This window comes from Psychrobacter sp. TB15 (assembly GCF_000511655.1).
Taxonomy (GTDB): Bacteria; Pseudomonadota; Gammaproteobacteria; order Pseudomonadales; family Moraxellaceae; genus Psychrobacter; species Psychrobacter submarinus.
On the sequence record NZ_AYXN01000025.1, the window covers coordinates 1 to 14,964 of the forward strand.

Below are 14,964 nucleotides of genomic sequence, written 5' to 3' on the forward strand. Positions count from 1 at the left end.
TATAGTCTAATCCAAATAAAACCGATACAATATTTATAACAATCTTAATTAATGAAATAAACAATGACTTATTCAATAGACTATCGCAAACAGGTACTTTCTAGCATCGCTGATGGCATGACCATACGAGAAGCTGCGCTGTTTTATGGACTTAGCACCAGCACCATTCACAGCTGGCAGCAGAACCTAACTCCTAAAACAACCAGAAATAAAGCACCAACTAAAATACCTGATGACGCATTGATTGAAGACGTAAAAACATATCCAGATGATTATAACTATGAAAGAGCTCGTCGCTTGAACTGTAGTAAGACTGGCATCTTTAATGCTTTAAAGCGTCTTGGTATCAGTCAAAAAAAAGACCTTAGAACATCCAAAAGCGTGTCCGATAAAAAGAGCAGTATTCCAGAATAAGCTTGATAGCTTTACGCAGCAAGGCTACCCCATTGTCTATATGGATGAAAGCGGCTTTGAGGCTGAAACCATTCGTTCTCATGGCTATGCACCGATTGGTACACCCTGTATCGATAGCTACAACTGGCAAGCAAAAAAGCGAACCAACGTCATCGGAGCTCTCTATGAAAAAATGCTTTTTGCGCTTGATTACTTTGAGCAGAACATCAATGGCACCATATTCTACGACTGGTGCAAACACACTTTAATTCCAAGTCTCAAGACTAAATGCGTGATTGTCATGGATAACGCTCGGTTTCATAAAAGCAAACGCATTCAAAAACTATTAAACAGACATGGCCATCGTATTCTTTGGCTGCCGCCGTACAGCCCTGATCTGAACCCTATTGAGAAAAAATGGGCACAGGCTAAGTTTCTGCGCCAAGGGTGGATGGAGAATAATCTCCCTAAACTGTTTTATGATATGGGCTGTATCGATTTTATAAAGACTTAACTATATAGTATATTCAATTTAAAAGTGTTACAGCGCTACTGGGATGATTTTTGCCCAGCCTCTGGGAACGCAGCAAGCAAGGAAAAATTATACCAGTAGCGCTTTTGAACTTATGACAGTTTTATTTTTAATTGACTATACTTTAATAAAAACCAAAACAGCTCATATATTTAAAAGATATATGAGCTGTTTTTTTGTCTATCTTTTAAGAAAAACCATCTATTGCCAATAAAAACATAACTTTCTCCAAAAGAATAAATCCTATGAATATTCATAGCCTTACAAGTTTTTTAGATGTTTTTTATAAAAACCTCACTGATTTTAATTAAAGATATTATACGTCTTTATACTTTCTCACACCCTAAAAAATCAAAACCCATACCTTATAGGTATATATTTATACTTAGATAGTTTTTGACTTGCTCATTAGAAAACCATAACTTGTTAGATAGTTATAAGGATATTACTCATGGAGACATACGAATGGAATCACCAACCTTAAATATCAATAAAGTTATTGATGAAGCCAAATTTGCGCCCTTTCATTGGAAGGTGCTGTTTTGGTGTCTACTGATTATCATCTTTGATGGTTATGATCTCATCATTTATGGCGTAGCATTGCCCTTACTCATGGAAGAGTGGTCATTGACTTCAGTACAGGCAGGCTTTCTTGCCAGTGCTGCCCTATTTGGCATGATGTTTGGTGCCATGATTTTTGGTACTTTGTCTGACAAAATCGGCCGCAAAAAGACCATCATGATCTGCGTCGCCCTATTCAGCAGCTTTACCTTTTTTGGGGCCTTTGCTAATGGTCCAATGCAGTTTGCGGCTTTACGCTTCATTGCCGGTCTTGGTATCGGCGGCGTGATGCCCATCTGTGTGGCGCTGACCTCTGAATACGCTCCGAAGCGTATGCGTAGTACGCTAGTCGCCATTATGTTTAGTGGTTACGCGATAGGTGGTATGGCATCCGCATTGCTAGGATCATTTTTGGTGGTAGATTATGGCTGGGAGATTATGTTTTATATCGCAGGTATTCCTAGCTTGCTATTACCAATCATTTGGAAAATGCTGCCTGAATCTTTGATGTATTTGGTCAAAGAAAAAAGACATGACGACGCCAAAAAAATCGTCCGCAGACTTGCACCACAAGAAACTATCACGACCTCCACTACCTTAATATTAGATGAACCAACCAAAGGCGATGACGCTCCTATCAAAGCGCTATTCCTAAAAAACCGTGGCTTTACTACCATTATGTTTTGGATCGCCTTCTTTATGTGCTTGTTGATGGTCTACGCTCTTGCCAGCTGGTTACCAAAGCTAATGATTCAAGCAGGTTACTCGCTAGGCGCTAGTATGCTGTTCTTATTTGCACTCAATATTGGCGGGATGATCGGTGCTATTGGTGGCGGTGTGCTAGCTGATAGATTCCATCTAAAGCCAGTATTAACCATTATGTTTGTCGCTGGGGCTGCTGCATTGATATTACTTGGCTACAATAGTCCTCAAGCCGTACTTTACACTTTAATTGCCATTGCTGGGGCAACCACTATTGGCTCACAGATACTGCTTTACACCTTTGTCGCTCAGTACTACCCGACTGCCGTACGTACAACGGCTATGGGCTGGGCATCGGGTATCGGTCGTATCGGCGCCATCGTAGGTCCTATCTTGACTGGGGCACTGCTTACACTTGAGCTAAGCCACCAAACTAACTTTTTGTTTATCGCCATACCAGGAATAATTGCAGCCACTGCTATTTTCCTTGTAAACTTAAATGCAGCAGTAGATAGTAAAAAAATTCAAGAGAAACCCGTCACTTTAGATACACCTATAGCGACCTAAATCTGATTAAAACTTTATTTTCATTCAGATATTCTTGTTTTATACTTATTAGTTTTTAGCGTACTCACGATGTGGGTACGCTTTTTCAATATCTCCTACACATTTATGAGTAGCATCTGTTGACCAATACGATATTTAAAAGCAAAAGTAACCAGCTCTTAGCTTTCTTCACACATTGAACGAAAGATATATCCTTTATTGCTAATCATTTAAAAGTTTCATTTGTAGACTCTTACTTTTCAAATATCTGCTGGGACTATCCATTTTGATACTATTTTGATACCCCAAATTTATTGATACGCATATCTACTTGTTGATAGGTATATTTGGATTTCAACCTAACCCTTTAATGGGAAAGGCTTTCAGACAATAATTGCAGCTAATTATCGCCATCCATTGTGTATTGTTGTTGTAAAAACAAGGACTCATAAGCCTTTGGTCGTAGGTTCAAGTCCTACTGGGCCCACCATATATCAAAAACCCCTTACAGGCATTAGCTTGTAAGGGGTTTTTGTTGTTTAAAAAGCTCAAGTTATTATTATCATCCAAGCTAACCATATATAAGTAATTATCATTAATGAGCTGACTACTATTTTTGATAATAATCAGCTTATCTCTTTATATTTTATAGCCCTAAAAAGAAGTACGGCGATAATTACGATACTCAGGTAACCAAAAATTTGCTTCTAATCGACGTTGTAGGTTTTCTGCCGTGACTGGCAGGGCAAGCTTATCTTCTATAGCTTGCATTGCCACAGCATGAGCTATTTTTTCACTAATCTCTTTAATGACGTTGATGGGCGGTAATATAGCACCGGGTGCTTTTTTGTATTCCATAGATATATCTGCTAGGGCCTGGCTTGCGGCCATGAGCATATTATCGCTGATCCCTGTTGCCCGTGCTACCAAGACCCCCAAGCCTATACCTGGGAATATATAGCTATTATTACACTGTGACACTTCAAAAGACTGACCATTATAAGTGGTATTGGCAAAAGGACTACCCGTAGCAATAATTGCGCGTCCGTCGCTCCAGTTTGTCACTTCTTGCGGTGTGGCTTCAACGCGAGACGTTGGGTTTGACAGCGGTAGCACAATAGGATGTTCTGTGTTGGCACATAAAGACTCAATAATCTCTTGGGTAAATAGACCTTTTTGCCCGCTAACCCCAACCAATACCGTTATCTTTGCTTGTTTAACCACTTGTAAAAGCCCAAGTTTCTGACTCTTATCCCAGTGCTGCATATCTGCTTCTTTTTGCACTAGTGGCACTTGGAACGCTTGTAGCTCTGTCATGTTATCGGTGAGTAGGCCATAACGATCCACCATAAATACCTGTCTGCGTGCCTGCGCCTCACTTAAGCCTTCACGCTGCATTTGGCGAATGATATGCTCGGCGATACCGCAGCCTGCCGATCCTGCACCCAAAAACGCTATGTTCTGCTCACTGAGTTTTTGGCCTTTGTTTAAGCATGCTGCGATCAATGCACCGACTGAAACCGCAGCCGTACCCTGAATATCATCATTAAAGCAGCATAATTGATCGCGATATTTATTTAATAGTGGCGTGGCGTTTTCTTGTGCAAAATCTTCAAATTGTAAGAGCACCTCTGGCCAGCGCCGCTTAACGGCTTGAATAAATAAATCGACAAATTCATTGTATTCCTCACCAGAGATGCGCGGATTTCTCCAGCCCATGTACATAGGGTCATCAAGCAGCTGCTGATTATTGGTACCGACATCTAATAAGACTGGTAAACAGTAAGCAGGGCTGATACCGCCGCACGCAGTGTATAAAGATAGTTTACCAATGGGAATGCCCATACCGCCAATGCCTTGATCGCCTAGGCCTAATATACGCTCACCATCAGTGACTACGATGACCTTTACCTTTTGTTTAGTGGCGTTTTGTAGCATATCATCGATTTTATGACGCTCGGGATAAGAGATAAATATACCGCGCTTTCGGCGATAAATCTGCGAAAACTTCTCGCAAGCTTGCCCAACCGTTGGGGTATAGATGAGCGGCATGACCTCTTCAATATGTTGGTCAATCAAATGATGAAATAAGGTCTCATTGGTATCTTGAATGTTGCGTAAGTAAATATGCTTATCCATGTCGTCAGTGAATGAGCGAAGTTGATGATAAGCGCGCAAAGATTGCTCTTCAATCGTCTCGATGGTATGAGGCAATAATCCGGTTAAATTAAAGCTATCACGTTCTTCTGGTGAAAAGGCGCTACCCTTATTTAGTAGAGGGGTTTCTAATAGCGCAGGACCTGCAAAGGGGATATATAACGGACGTTGATTTGGCATAGTAAAGTCTTCTAGTTAAAAGCGTATCGCTAAAGGAATGTTCTATTGTCTCATTATACAGAGCATTGGCTTGTACTTGGCAATAGACGACAAATTCATTTTTGATAATATGATTTTAAACTGGCTGAATGATATATCTACTTTAATTAGGGAATATGATTACCTCGTCGCCTTCTTGCCAAGGATCGAACTTCGTCATAGCTTGCTTAAATAGCGGATGTTCTAGCCAGTCCTGTAACCAACTTTGCAGCTTTGGGTAAGGCAAGCCATAAAAAACATCGCGGTCTACGTGAGCGAACTGGCGTACAAAAGGCATAATGCCAATATCAGCGATACTGATGCTATCACCTAGCAAATAAGCATTTTTATTTAGCAAGGCCTCTAAACTCTGTAAGAATACCTCGCCTCGCTCTTGATACTCAGCCTGACTCATCTCAGGATAACGGTCTGCATATTTGTAGTGATCAAGCCAGTGTTTAAACTCATCATCATTTTTGTCGAGTAAGTCATTTGCCTGTTTGATAAGCTTAGCATCGAGCAGTCCTTGTTTATCATTCTGTTCAAGCGCCCATATCATGATTTCTCGGCTTTCTTCAATTACCCTGCCCTCAGGCAGCTGCAAGACGGGTACTGTGCCTTTTGGACTAATCGCTAACATTTGGCTTGGTTTGTTTTTTAGCACGATCTCTCGTAGCTCAACTGGTAATTCAGCAAATAATAAAGCAAGGCGCGCCCGCATCGCATAAGGGCAGCGACGAAACGAATATAAACGCGGAAGTAATGAGGTCATAGAAGGGTCTCACAATATAATTAAAAATTTATAATTAAAGTTTATGGATGCAACAGCAGTGGGGAGTAAAATTAAAGCCTTAGCTAGTAATCAACCTTACCCCTTAACGCTTTGACTTTACCTCGCTGAGTCTTGTTATCTACTCGCTTACGTTTGACATTACGGCTTGGTTTCGTTGCTTTTCGAGTTTTATTTACATAAGTGGCTTGCTTGATAAAGGCCTGTAGACGCTCGATGGCGTCTATTTTATTACGCTCTTGGGTTCGATATTGCTGGGCTTTGAGCACAAATATGCCGTCTTTATTAATGCGGCTATCTTTACTGGTTAACAGGCGTGTTTTTTGTAGATCGCTCAGGCTTGAGGCTTTGATATCGAAGCGCAGATGAATAGCAGAGGCGACTTTATTGACGTTTTGACCCCCTGCACCTTGAGCGCGTATAGCATTAATCTCTACTTCATTGTCGTTCAAAGTGATATTATTGGTAATAAAAATCATAATATTCAGTCATAGTTCTCATTGCAGTTTTTAGATTGGCTCTCTTGGCTAAGAAGGTTTATTATCCATGATAGCCTTAGCAATAATAAATTCAATAGACGATGTGGCTAGTTTTGTTTTAATGCTGTTCTTACAGAGATCACTTAACGCATAAACCGCAAAAAGCCGACATTGAGTCGGCTTTATTGTTATTGGACTTCAGCGGTAGCTTTTATGCCTCTTTACGAGGCAAGTTTTCGGGAAGATAGCAGCGCAGATAAGCAATTGACGCCGTTCCCGCTTCTTGCACATAGTGCTCAGTGATACTGGCATGACGGCGATAAGATAAGGTAAATATCGCATTGATAATGCCATAAGTCACTAATAAGATCTCTTTTATGTTGTCAAAATCAGGCATCTCATAACGCTCAGATAAGCGCTTGTGAACCAGTTCGATGACCTGATGATCCATATCCTCACCAAAACTATCCCCCTCAAAATCAGGAGTGTTGGTGTCATATATCAGCTTCGCTTTAGTCTCGTCATCATGAAAAATCTCAACACAGCGCTTGACAAGTGCAATCAGGTAGCCCTGCCATCTATCATAATCTTCGGTCTCAACGGTCGCTAATATCTCTAAGATATCAATAGCATTCAAGAACCTTAAGGCCAAAAATATCGCTTCAATATTAGGAAAGAAGTGATATGCAGAAGCGCGCGGGATGCCTGCTTCTTCGCATACCGCAGCTAAGGTGATATCATTGATAGGCATGGTTTCGCTAAGCTTTTTAGCACCCATCAGTAACTTTTGACGGCGAGCACGGCCTTGCTGACTGGTAAACTTAAATTTATTTGGTACCAGTTTCTTGGCCAGCTCTGAGTCTACTAACACATCTTCGATTTTGTCGTCTTTTTGTCCACTCATTATAAACCTCTTAATGTTAGCCTTATTGCCATAACTTGTTTTCATCAAATTATCAGCCCTAAATCAAGTACTGATATGGTCTTTAATAATAGACAATATGATAGCTATTATTATCGTTAGCAAATAATGTATTGCATCACAACCATTTAACTTTTAGTCGGCAAAATCAGGCGTTTTCTTAAATCACAATATAATAGCTAATGAGATATAGCATCAGCCATGAATGTTTATTTTCGCTCGTATAATACCATGATCAGTGACTCTATCAGCATAATCCCATTTTAAGTGATCGTTAAAATAATCTACTCGCTCGACGTGACCGAGAGCGAATTTACTCTCGGGCAAAAACTCTTCTGAGACAAATAACTGATCGATAACCTCTGGCATACCCTGATAGATATGAGTATATGCCACATCCTTCATCCAACCATAGCGTGCTTGCACGCGAGCTGCATCGAATAATGATACATCGCGCATACTTTTATCATAATTTACCTCTCCTGTCTCTGTCATCAACTGAGTAGTCACGCTGCCAGTGACATCATTCATGTCGCCAAGCAGTATCAAAGGCTCTCGCGTATGCTTTAAGCGCTCTATAATCGTCATTCTTATAGATGCTGCTTCCGCCGCGCGCATACACAGACTACGCAGTTTGGCGCGAACCCGAATGTTAGGGTCATCCATATCCTCTAACAAATTGCCATCATCATCACGTAAGAAAAAAGCACGTTTACTTTTTAGATGAGCGGTGATAATCGTAATAGGCTGACCATAAGCCTCGACTCTAACCAACAATGGCGGACGTTTAAACTGACGATAAGGGCCAATGTCTGGAATATCAATTGTCGCTTCATCGACAACGGTTTCTAGCAAACTCGTCTCTATCGTCTCAAAGCGGCTAATAATACCTACCGCTGGCGTCCCTATGGCTCCGCTGCCTTGGGTATAAGGGCTTGATTGCTCATTACTGGCTAAAGGAATAATGACATCCTTAGCCTCAAACCCTAATGACACTGCCAACGACTCAACTGCCCTGCTATCCCAAGCTTCTTGCACAGCGATGATATCAGCATGAGCGTTGGATAATAGGCTACTTAGCCCGTTCAATTTATGCTCGTAAGCCTTATTGGTATAAGGTGGTGCGTTTTCATAAAAGACACGATTGGGATTGGCCAAATTAAGTAAATTAGCAGTGGCAATATAAAAACTATTATTACCGGCGGTATCTTGACTCATAAACAACCTATTATTTTTATTATGTATAAAAAAGCGTATAGACAGCGAAAGTGTGTAGAGCTTAATAGATGTATGATATTACGTATCCGCTATGCCACTTGTCTAGGCGCTGTAGCTTTCACAAGGTAAACTAAACTTAACCGTTAAACTGTCTCAACATAGCACAAGTAGCCCATCTTAGTGTTGAACACGTGTTCAAAAAGTATGTTTGCTTTATTACTAAACGATATTACAACACTTTTAAGGACCGTCTTTGCAACTCTCATTCGCAAATATAGCTCAGGCATGTTGTATGATTATTTACGGTTTTGATGCATCCTTTTTACGAGCAACTACAAAAGATAAGCAACCGAGTAATGACGCGACAACACAGAGTATTAACAGCTTGACGTATTTGTGCTCTACACCAAAAAGCGGGGTCATTAATGTAACATAACCCGCGTTTTCTAGCATATAAATGACGCCGGCTAGCAAAGCTGAAGCGAAGCTAATGACGAGCGCCCAAGGCTTAACCTGCCAATTAGACCAAATACTAAAAAATACAACCGGCGCTAAGAATAGCGAAGCCGTACCACTGATAGCGACGGCGTCAAATAAGTCCTTGCTGCCGGTAGCAATAAACCCTAAGCCTACCAGCAAAAAGCCGATCATGACCAATCTGCCGTTTCTAACTGTCGGCTTAATAAGTTTCATATCGACAGCGACGAGTTTTGCGGCACTCGCATAAGTTGAGTCGAGCGTAGAGATCGCGGAAACGATTAACGCAAAACAAAATAACAGCATCACCGCTGGCGAAAATAAGCTGTTTAGTGTTTGTGTTACCTCAGTAGCACCGCCAGCATTATTTAACTGAGCAAACACACCGAGCAGCCCAAATAGCATAATGCAAATCATAGAAAGAGGCGCAGCATAATAAAACGATTTTTTGGTAGTACTACGATCTGCTAGGAAACCGCGGTCCGTCATCACTGGATCATGGGCCGGGTAACTCCAAACTTGAATGAAGGCCACGATCAATAATATCCAGCCTTTATTATCAGCACTACTCGAGGAGCTAACAATATCAGCAAAAGAGAATAGCGGGTGCATAAACATAGCGATAGATAGCACCGCGATTGCCACAATAGTCAGTGAAGCTTGCATGACATCAGTCTTGAGCGCCGTATATAAGCCGCCGATTGAAGAGTAGATCAAGGTCGCAACAGCAATAAGTACGATTAAGTAGCTCTCATTAAAGCCCACAAACAAGGTCGCAATAAAGCCAAACACTAATAAATTACTAAATATCTCGCTCACCAACCGAAAGCTAATCACGGCATTAAAACAGTGCTCGCCGGTTTTACCGAATTTGTCATACATAAAGGTTTGCATGTTATGAAAGCCATGCTTAAAGCGTAAGCTATCGACAATATGCGCGCCAGTGACAAAGCTAAAATAATACATCCCATAAGCTAAAGCGCCGGCAATACCATAAAAAAAGCCCAATATAGCGGCATTCATCAGTGAGCGGGCAAAAATCCAAGTCGTAACTTGAGAGAGTACGAGGGTCCAAAGGCCTGGCGCTTGTCCTTGTCGCGACTTACCTTGATAAAAGCTTGCGACATCAGCAGACAGCTCAGAGGCGCTTAGTATAGGCTTATTGGCTGAAGAGTCATCGGTAATAGGCATGTGCATTCTTTATAGAAGTGAGTATAGTTTGCTCACAATAGCATAACTTTATAACCGCTTTACGCTAAAGTTCTGCATAAAAAAGCTTCTAGAACAACTCTAGAAGCTTTTATTTTTATCTTTGCCTGTTTAGAAATTAGGTAAAGATACTTTTACTGTCCTATTCACTAATGCAGCTATTATCTACTTACACGGTTCCAAGCATCACGTGAGGCTAGACGCGCTTCTTCCCACTGCATACGCGACTCACCTTTGACCTCTTCCCAAGAGCGCTTTAGGTCACTTTCGTGATCTTCGAAACGAGCATCAGCGGGATACTTAGCGCGATTAGCATAACCGACTGCATAAGCAGGATGTAGATCACGGTCAAAGTCATGACCCTCTTTATAATAGCTTGCATTCACATGCTCAGCACGCCAGTAAGCTTCTTCATGAGTCGGGTTAATCGCTTCAGCTGAAGCATGACCTGCACCGCCACCTACGACTGCACCGATAGCGCCACCGATTAGGGTGCCTAGTGGACCTGCCATCGAACCGATAGCCGCACCAGCTGCTGCGCCGCCGACGCCGCCAATACCAGTACCTACTGGATGCGAGCCTGGCTCACCAGTGATCATGTCAGCGTTTAGGTCGTCTTTTGTCTCTTTTGACATGTGTTTGACTTCACTACGATCAATATTATCAGGATCGTTAGTGACCACTTTTCTATCGACCACTTCTTGGTCTGCCATACGGCGAGCATTGTCATCTATGATACGCTGCTTATCGCCGCCAACCATGTTGTCATCAGTGATGATGCGGTCATTAGCATCAATGACATTACCTTGAGCGTCTACTCTTGGCTCATTATTAATTATATTATCAGTCTTATTGTTATTCATCGTTTAATCCTTTAATTAATTGTTATAAATTTAGAGTTCTCAAATGAGGGTTGAATAAGAGCTTAACTTCTTCAGTTTCGGCACTGATTCAACACTAATGTAGCGCTGAACAAGCTAAATCAAAGAAAACTGAAGTGGCTAAGTCCACTTCATGTCCTCTTTAGTAAACAACCTCATTACTATTTAAGTATAAAATCATCTGCGTGGTAGTAGCTACACCGGATATGTAAGCTATGTCAACGCCAATATTAGCTTACGTTACAGCATGTATCCTGCCAGCAGGTTTGCACCGTTTAATAGCCTTTTGAGTATCTATCAATAAAACCTTTATAAAACTGTCATCAAAAAATCAAAGTTGAGTCAACGCGCGCGTCATGGCATCCTGCCATTTACCTAGATGCGTTTGACGATTTGTTTCTGACATCGTTGGCTCAAAACTACGCTCCACTTTCCAAGACTCTATCATCGTATTATCATCATATAGTCCAGATTTTAGTCCCGCTAGTAGCGCGGCACCTTTAGCGGTAATCTCCGTATCCATGGGACGTAGTACCGGTACACCAAGCAAGTCAGCTTGAAACTGCATTAACAAATCATTATTAGCGGCGCCGCCATCAACCCGCAATTCAGTCAAAGGATGAGGGCTGTCTTTTTGCATAGCAATCAATACATCATAAGTCTGATAAGCGATAGCTTCTAATGCTGCGCGGGCGATATGGGCCTTGGTAGTGCCGCGACTCATACCAGTGATGCTAGCACTGACATCTGAGCGCCAATATGGTGCGCCAAGCCCGGTGAATGCTGGCAATAGTACTACCTCTTCGCTGCTATCGACCTGCTGAGCCAAGCGCTCGACATCCCTACTTTCGCTGATCATGCCAAGATTATCTCGCAGCCACTGCACGATAGCGCCTGCCATAAAGACACTACCCTCTAACGCGTAAGTGGTTTGTTTTTTTGGAATTTGTAATAGCCGCCGACCCGACTCTACCATTTGACCAAAGGTGAGTTGCTCAGCGCGGCTTTGCACAGCGGTCTTTTGCCAAGCAATGGTGGTGAGCAGTTGCTGCTCGCTGAGCTTAGGGGTCTCGCCTATATTCATCAGCATAAAACAGCCGGTACCATAAGTGTTTTTTGCCATGCCAGGCTCAAGGCAGCCTTGACCAAATAAAGCCGCTTGCTGATCGCCTAATACCGCCTGAATAGCGATCTGTTTGGCAAATAAGCCTTTTTTGGTCTTGCCAAAGTCGCCATCAGAAGGTAAGACTTTTGGCAGTATCGACATAGGTATATCAAAGCGCGCACACAGCTCACTCGACCAGGCCAGTTTATTAATATCGTATAATAAGGTGCGAGATGCATTGGTCACATCGATGACGTGCTCACCACCGGTCAACTGATAAATAAGCCAGCTGTCAATAGTACCAATCGCCAGCTCTTCGGTTTTGTTGGCATCGATGCGCGCCTTAATATCTGGGTTGTTTTCTAATAACCAAGCGATTTTACTGGCACTAAAGTAAGGGTCTAAGCGTAAGCCTGTGACGCTACGTATCTCTTGGGCGACGCTGCGCTGATGCGAGACGGTTTTTTTGGCTAGCGTCTCACAGTAGCTAGCGGTACGCCTATCTTGCCAAATGATCGCTGGGGCAAGCGGCTTGCCTGTGGTTTTATCCCAAACTACAATGGACTCGCGCTGATTGGTAATGGCGATACTGGTGATATCTGTCGCTAATAACCCCGCTTGGTTAATAGCATCATGAGCACAGCTGATTTGTGTCTGCCATATCTGCTGAGCATCCTGCTCGACAAAACCGGCTTTCGGGGTGATAAGCTGAGTCGGCTTCTGCACTATTTTGACAGTATTGGCTTGGTCATCGTATATAATGGCGCGGCTAGAAGTCGTGCCTTGATCCAAAGCTAAAATATACCCTGCCATTCCCTACTCCTTAAAGTTATCATTATTTTCTATACTATCGACTATAGCATTATTTACAATTGCGCATTTTTATAGCCGTTGTCACTTTATAAACCCTGCAACTTTATAATCCTTGCAACTTTATAAACCCTGTAACAACGCTTAGTCTAAACCTAAAACTGGTGTGTCAACCCTAACAGGGCTATAATGCCCTAAATTCAGCACGACATCTTGATAAGTGGTTTACCTCTATTATGAAATTTGCGTTATTGTCTCTACCTTCTATGATAATCACTTTGATGCTCTCTTGCGCTTCCGGTCAGGCTTTAGCGGATAGTTATACGCCTGCCACTTCTCAGGCAACTACGCAAATTGTAGATAGCGCTACTTCTATAAGTACTGCTATAAATAATACTAGCTACCTTGCCGCAGAGCCACTAGCAGCGAGCGCGACTCTAGACACCCTCATTGACCCTATTACCCATAAAAGTGTTGCCAATAGCTACCCGTTAGAGGTATCTAGCTTTTTGAGCTTGGAGCAAGCACAGGACACCTTATTTCAAGTGTCGCCGAAACTCGCTGCAAATCAAGCCGCTATCGCCGCTAGCGAATATCAGACAGACGCCCTTGCGACAGTAGATCGGCCGTTTGTGTTCGCGCAGTTATCCGCCAATGCCTATAAAGTACAAGAAGATATCGACTTATCCTCGCTTAGAAATCGAGTCATTGATGGCGTCAATAATGTGGGCAATGACTTTAACAGCCCAGGCCTAAGTAATGTAGCGCCGCCTATTCCGCCGGTACCGGACTTGCCTAATTTTGGTGAGATCATCGGTGAGCGTATTCCAGACTCTTATGATTTTAACCGTTCAGGCTCCACGACAGGGGCAGGTCTTGGAGTGGCGTGGCCGGTGTATACCGCTGGGCGCACTGCAGCGCTAACCGGAGCTTCTAATGCGCGTACGCAAGAAGCGGTCGCTGATAGTATATTAGACAAAAACGAGCTATATAATACGCTTATTGAGCGCTACTTTAAGGCGCAATTGGCGATTATTGCCGCTTACTTACGTGAAGATGCTTATGATACCCTGCAACAAACCGACCATACTGCGCAGCGCTTATTCGAAGAAGGTTTTATTTCGCGGGTCGATCGTCTGCAAGCCCAATCCGCGCTTGCCGATGCAAAAAGCGAGTCTATCAAAGCCAACAATGATGCTCGTCTAGCAATGATTGCGCTGCAGCGTTTATTGCGCACTGATTACCGTATCAAACCGACGACCCCGCTGTTTGTCTCAAGTAAGCCTTTGAGCGATGTCAGCTACTATCAGAACTTAGCGCTTACCAACCATCCAGGACTACAAAAAGTGGCGGCAAAGCGCGCGCAAGCGCAGCAGCTTCGAGCGTTATCAGACACAGGCTATAAGCCAACCGTACTACTCTATGGTTTTAGTCAAGTTGAAAAAGACCCGAGCTGGATTGCAGGGGTGTCTGCCAGTTGGAAGCTGTGGGGCGGGCTGGACAAAACCGCATCGTTAGCTGCTAGCGATGCGCGCATCCGTCAAGCCGATTTATCTGAGATTGAGGTCAGCGACAATCTTTTATTATTGGTCGAAAAGAACTGGAATGATGTCAATAACGCTCAAGCTCGGTATCAAGCACTGCAGAGCAATGTCGATCTGGCCCAAGAGGTACTGCGTCTGCGCCGTTTAGGACTGCAAGAAGGTGTAAACACTACCATCGATGTGGTACAAGCACAGACTCAAGCGCTCAAAGCGCGTACCGAACAAGCGCAAGCAGCCAATGATTATGTACAAGCATTGGCCAGTTTGATGCAAAGCTGTGGTACGCCGCTTGCTTTTAATACGTATCTTAACGCTGCTGATATCAGGTTACCGACTTTATATACTCAATAACGTCAAAACTAATAAAACTTGTAACCCTATTTACTGCCTGTGAGCGCTTATACTATTTAACTCTTAAGCTATTAAACCCCCTACTACGA

The 14,964-nt window shown here is 42.7% G+C and carries 12 protein-coding genes; 4 read left to right on the top strand and 8 right to left on the bottom strand.

Going from position 1 to position 14,964, the window contains the following annotated elements; translation table 11 throughout:
• Positions 1-63: 63 nt before the first annotated feature.
• The 3 genes from W234_RS14785 to W234_RS0105570 all read left to right on the top strand — a co-directional run bounded on the left by W234_RS14785 (position 64) and on the right by W234_RS0105570 (position 2,755).
• A complete protein-coding gene (locus tag W234_RS14785) occupies positions 64-414 on the top strand; it encodes an IS630 transposase-related protein (RefSeq protein WP_025643618.1) in 351 nt (116 codons plus the stop codon).
• Complete coding sequence (locus W234_RS14505; protein WP_227501901.1) at positions 341-907, top strand: IS630 family transposase; 567 nt, start codon at positions 341-343, stop codon at positions 905-907. Before W234_RS14785 ends, W234_RS14505 begins: the two co-directional genes overlap by 74 nt.
• A 483-nt stretch (positions 908-1,390) precedes the next feature.
• Positions 1,391-2,755 (top strand): aromatic acid/H+ symport family MFS transporter, encoded by a 1,365-nt coding sequence (locus W234_RS0105570; RefSeq protein WP_025645538.1) that lies wholly within the window; start codon positions 1,391-1,393, stop codon positions 2,753-2,755.
• 633 nt (positions 2,756-3,388) lie between these two features.
• Here W234_RS0105570 and W234_RS0105575 read toward each other — a convergent pair.
• The 8 genes from W234_RS0105575 to glpK all read right to left on the bottom strand — a co-directional run bounded on the left by W234_RS0105575 (position 3,389) and on the right by glpK (position 12,983).
• The gene (locus W234_RS0105575; RefSeq protein ID WP_025645540.1) at positions 3,389-5,071 is read right to left on the bottom strand and encodes an NAD-dependent malic enzyme; all 1,683 of its coding nucleotides are present in this window, start codon (positions 5,069-5,071) and stop codon (positions 3,389-3,391) included.
• A 142-nt stretch (positions 5,072-5,213) separates the two neighbouring features.
• Positions 5,214-5,861, bottom strand: coding sequence for a glutathione S-transferase (locus W234_RS0105580; protein ID WP_025645542.1), 648 nt, complete (start codon positions 5,859-5,861; stop codon positions 5,214-5,216).
• Between the two features lie 83 nt (positions 5,862-5,944).
• Positions 5,945-6,358 carry an alternative ribosome rescue aminoacyl-tRNA hydrolase ArfB gene (arfB, locus tag W234_RS0105585; protein WP_025645544.1) on the bottom strand — a complete coding sequence of 138 codons (414 nt, stop codon included), beginning with the start codon at positions 6,356-6,358 and terminating at the stop codon, positions 5,945-5,947.
• 211 nt (positions 6,359-6,569) lie between these two features.
• Positions 6,570-7,262: a TetR/AcrR family transcriptional regulator gene (locus tag W234_RS0105590; RefSeq protein WP_025645546.1), complete on the bottom strand. Its 693-nt coding sequence runs from the start codon at positions 7,260-7,262 to the stop codon at positions 6,570-6,572.
• A 213-nt stretch (positions 7,263-7,475) separates the two neighbouring features.
• Positions 7,476-8,498 (bottom strand): endonuclease/exonuclease/phosphatase family protein, encoded by a 1,023-nt coding sequence (locus W234_RS0105595; RefSeq protein ID WP_025645548.1) that lies wholly within the window; start codon positions 8,496-8,498, stop codon positions 7,476-7,478.
• A 300-nt stretch (positions 8,499-8,798) separates the two neighbouring features.
• Entirely contained in the window at positions 8,799-10,166 is a 1,368-nt protein-coding gene (locus W234_RS0105600) for a hypothetical protein (RefSeq protein WP_051397438.1), read from the bottom strand.
• 179 nt (positions 10,167-10,345) lie between these two features.
• On the bottom strand, positions 10,346-10,897 hold the full coding sequence (locus W234_RS0105605; RefSeq protein WP_051397440.1) for a hypothetical protein: 552 nt from the start codon (positions 10,895-10,897) through the stop codon (positions 10,346-10,348).
• A gap of 499 nt (positions 10,898-11,396) precedes the next feature.
• Positions 11,397-12,983 (bottom strand): glycerol kinase GlpK, encoded by a 1,587-nt coding sequence (glpK, locus tag W234_RS0105610; RefSeq protein WP_025645554.1) that lies wholly within the window; start codon positions 12,981-12,983, stop codon positions 11,397-11,399.
• 233 nt (positions 12,984-13,216) lie between these two features.
• On the opposite strand from glpK, the gene W234_RS0105615 reads away from it, so the two are divergent.
• Complete coding sequence (locus tag W234_RS0105615) at positions 13,217-14,875, top strand: TolC family protein (protein ID WP_025645555.1); 1,659 nt, start codon at positions 13,217-13,219, stop codon at positions 14,873-14,875.
• Positions 14,876-14,964: the final 89 nt, after the last annotated feature.

Bases quoted from the DNA above. Each gene is read 5' to 3' on its own strand.
- W234_RS14785 (WP_025643618.1), top strand. From the start codon at position 64: ATGACTTATTCAATAGACTATCGCAAACAGGTACTTTCTAGCATCGCT.
- W234_RS0105570 (WP_025645538.1), top strand. From the start codon at position 1,391: ATGGAATCACCAACCTTAAATATCAATAAAGTTATTGATGAAGCCAAA.
- W234_RS0105575 (WP_025645540.1), bottom strand. From the start codon at position 5,071: ATGCCAAATCAACGTCCGTTATATATCCCCTTTGCAGGTCCTGCGCTA.
- W234_RS0105580 (WP_025645542.1), bottom strand. From the start codon at position 5,861: ATGACCTCATTACTTCCGCGTTTATATTCGTTTCGTCGCTGCCCTTAT.
- arfB (WP_025645544.1), bottom strand. From the start codon at position 6,358: ATGATTTTTATTACCAATAATATCACTTTGAACGACAATGAAGTAGAG.
- W234_RS0105590 (WP_025645546.1), bottom strand. From the start codon at position 7,262: ATGAGTGGACAAAAAGACGACAAAATCGAAGATGTGTTAGTAGACTCA.
- W234_RS0105595 (WP_025645548.1), bottom strand. From the start codon at position 8,498: ATGAGTCAAGATACCGCCGGTAATAATAGTTTTTATATTGCCACTGCT.
- W234_RS0105600 (WP_051397438.1), bottom strand. From the start codon at position 10,166: ATGCCTATTACCGATGACTCTTCAGCCAATAAGCCTATACTAAGCGCC.
- W234_RS0105605 (WP_051397440.1), bottom strand. From the start codon at position 10,897: ATGGCAGACCAAGAAGTGGTCGATAGAAAAGTGGTCACTAACGATCCT.
- glpK (WP_025645554.1), bottom strand. From the start codon at position 12,983: ATGGCAGGGTATATTTTAGCTTTGGATCAAGGCACGACTTCTAGCCGC.
- W234_RS0105615 (WP_025645555.1), top strand. From the start codon at position 13,217: ATGAAATTTGCGTTATTGTCTCTACCTTCTATGATAATCACTTTGATG.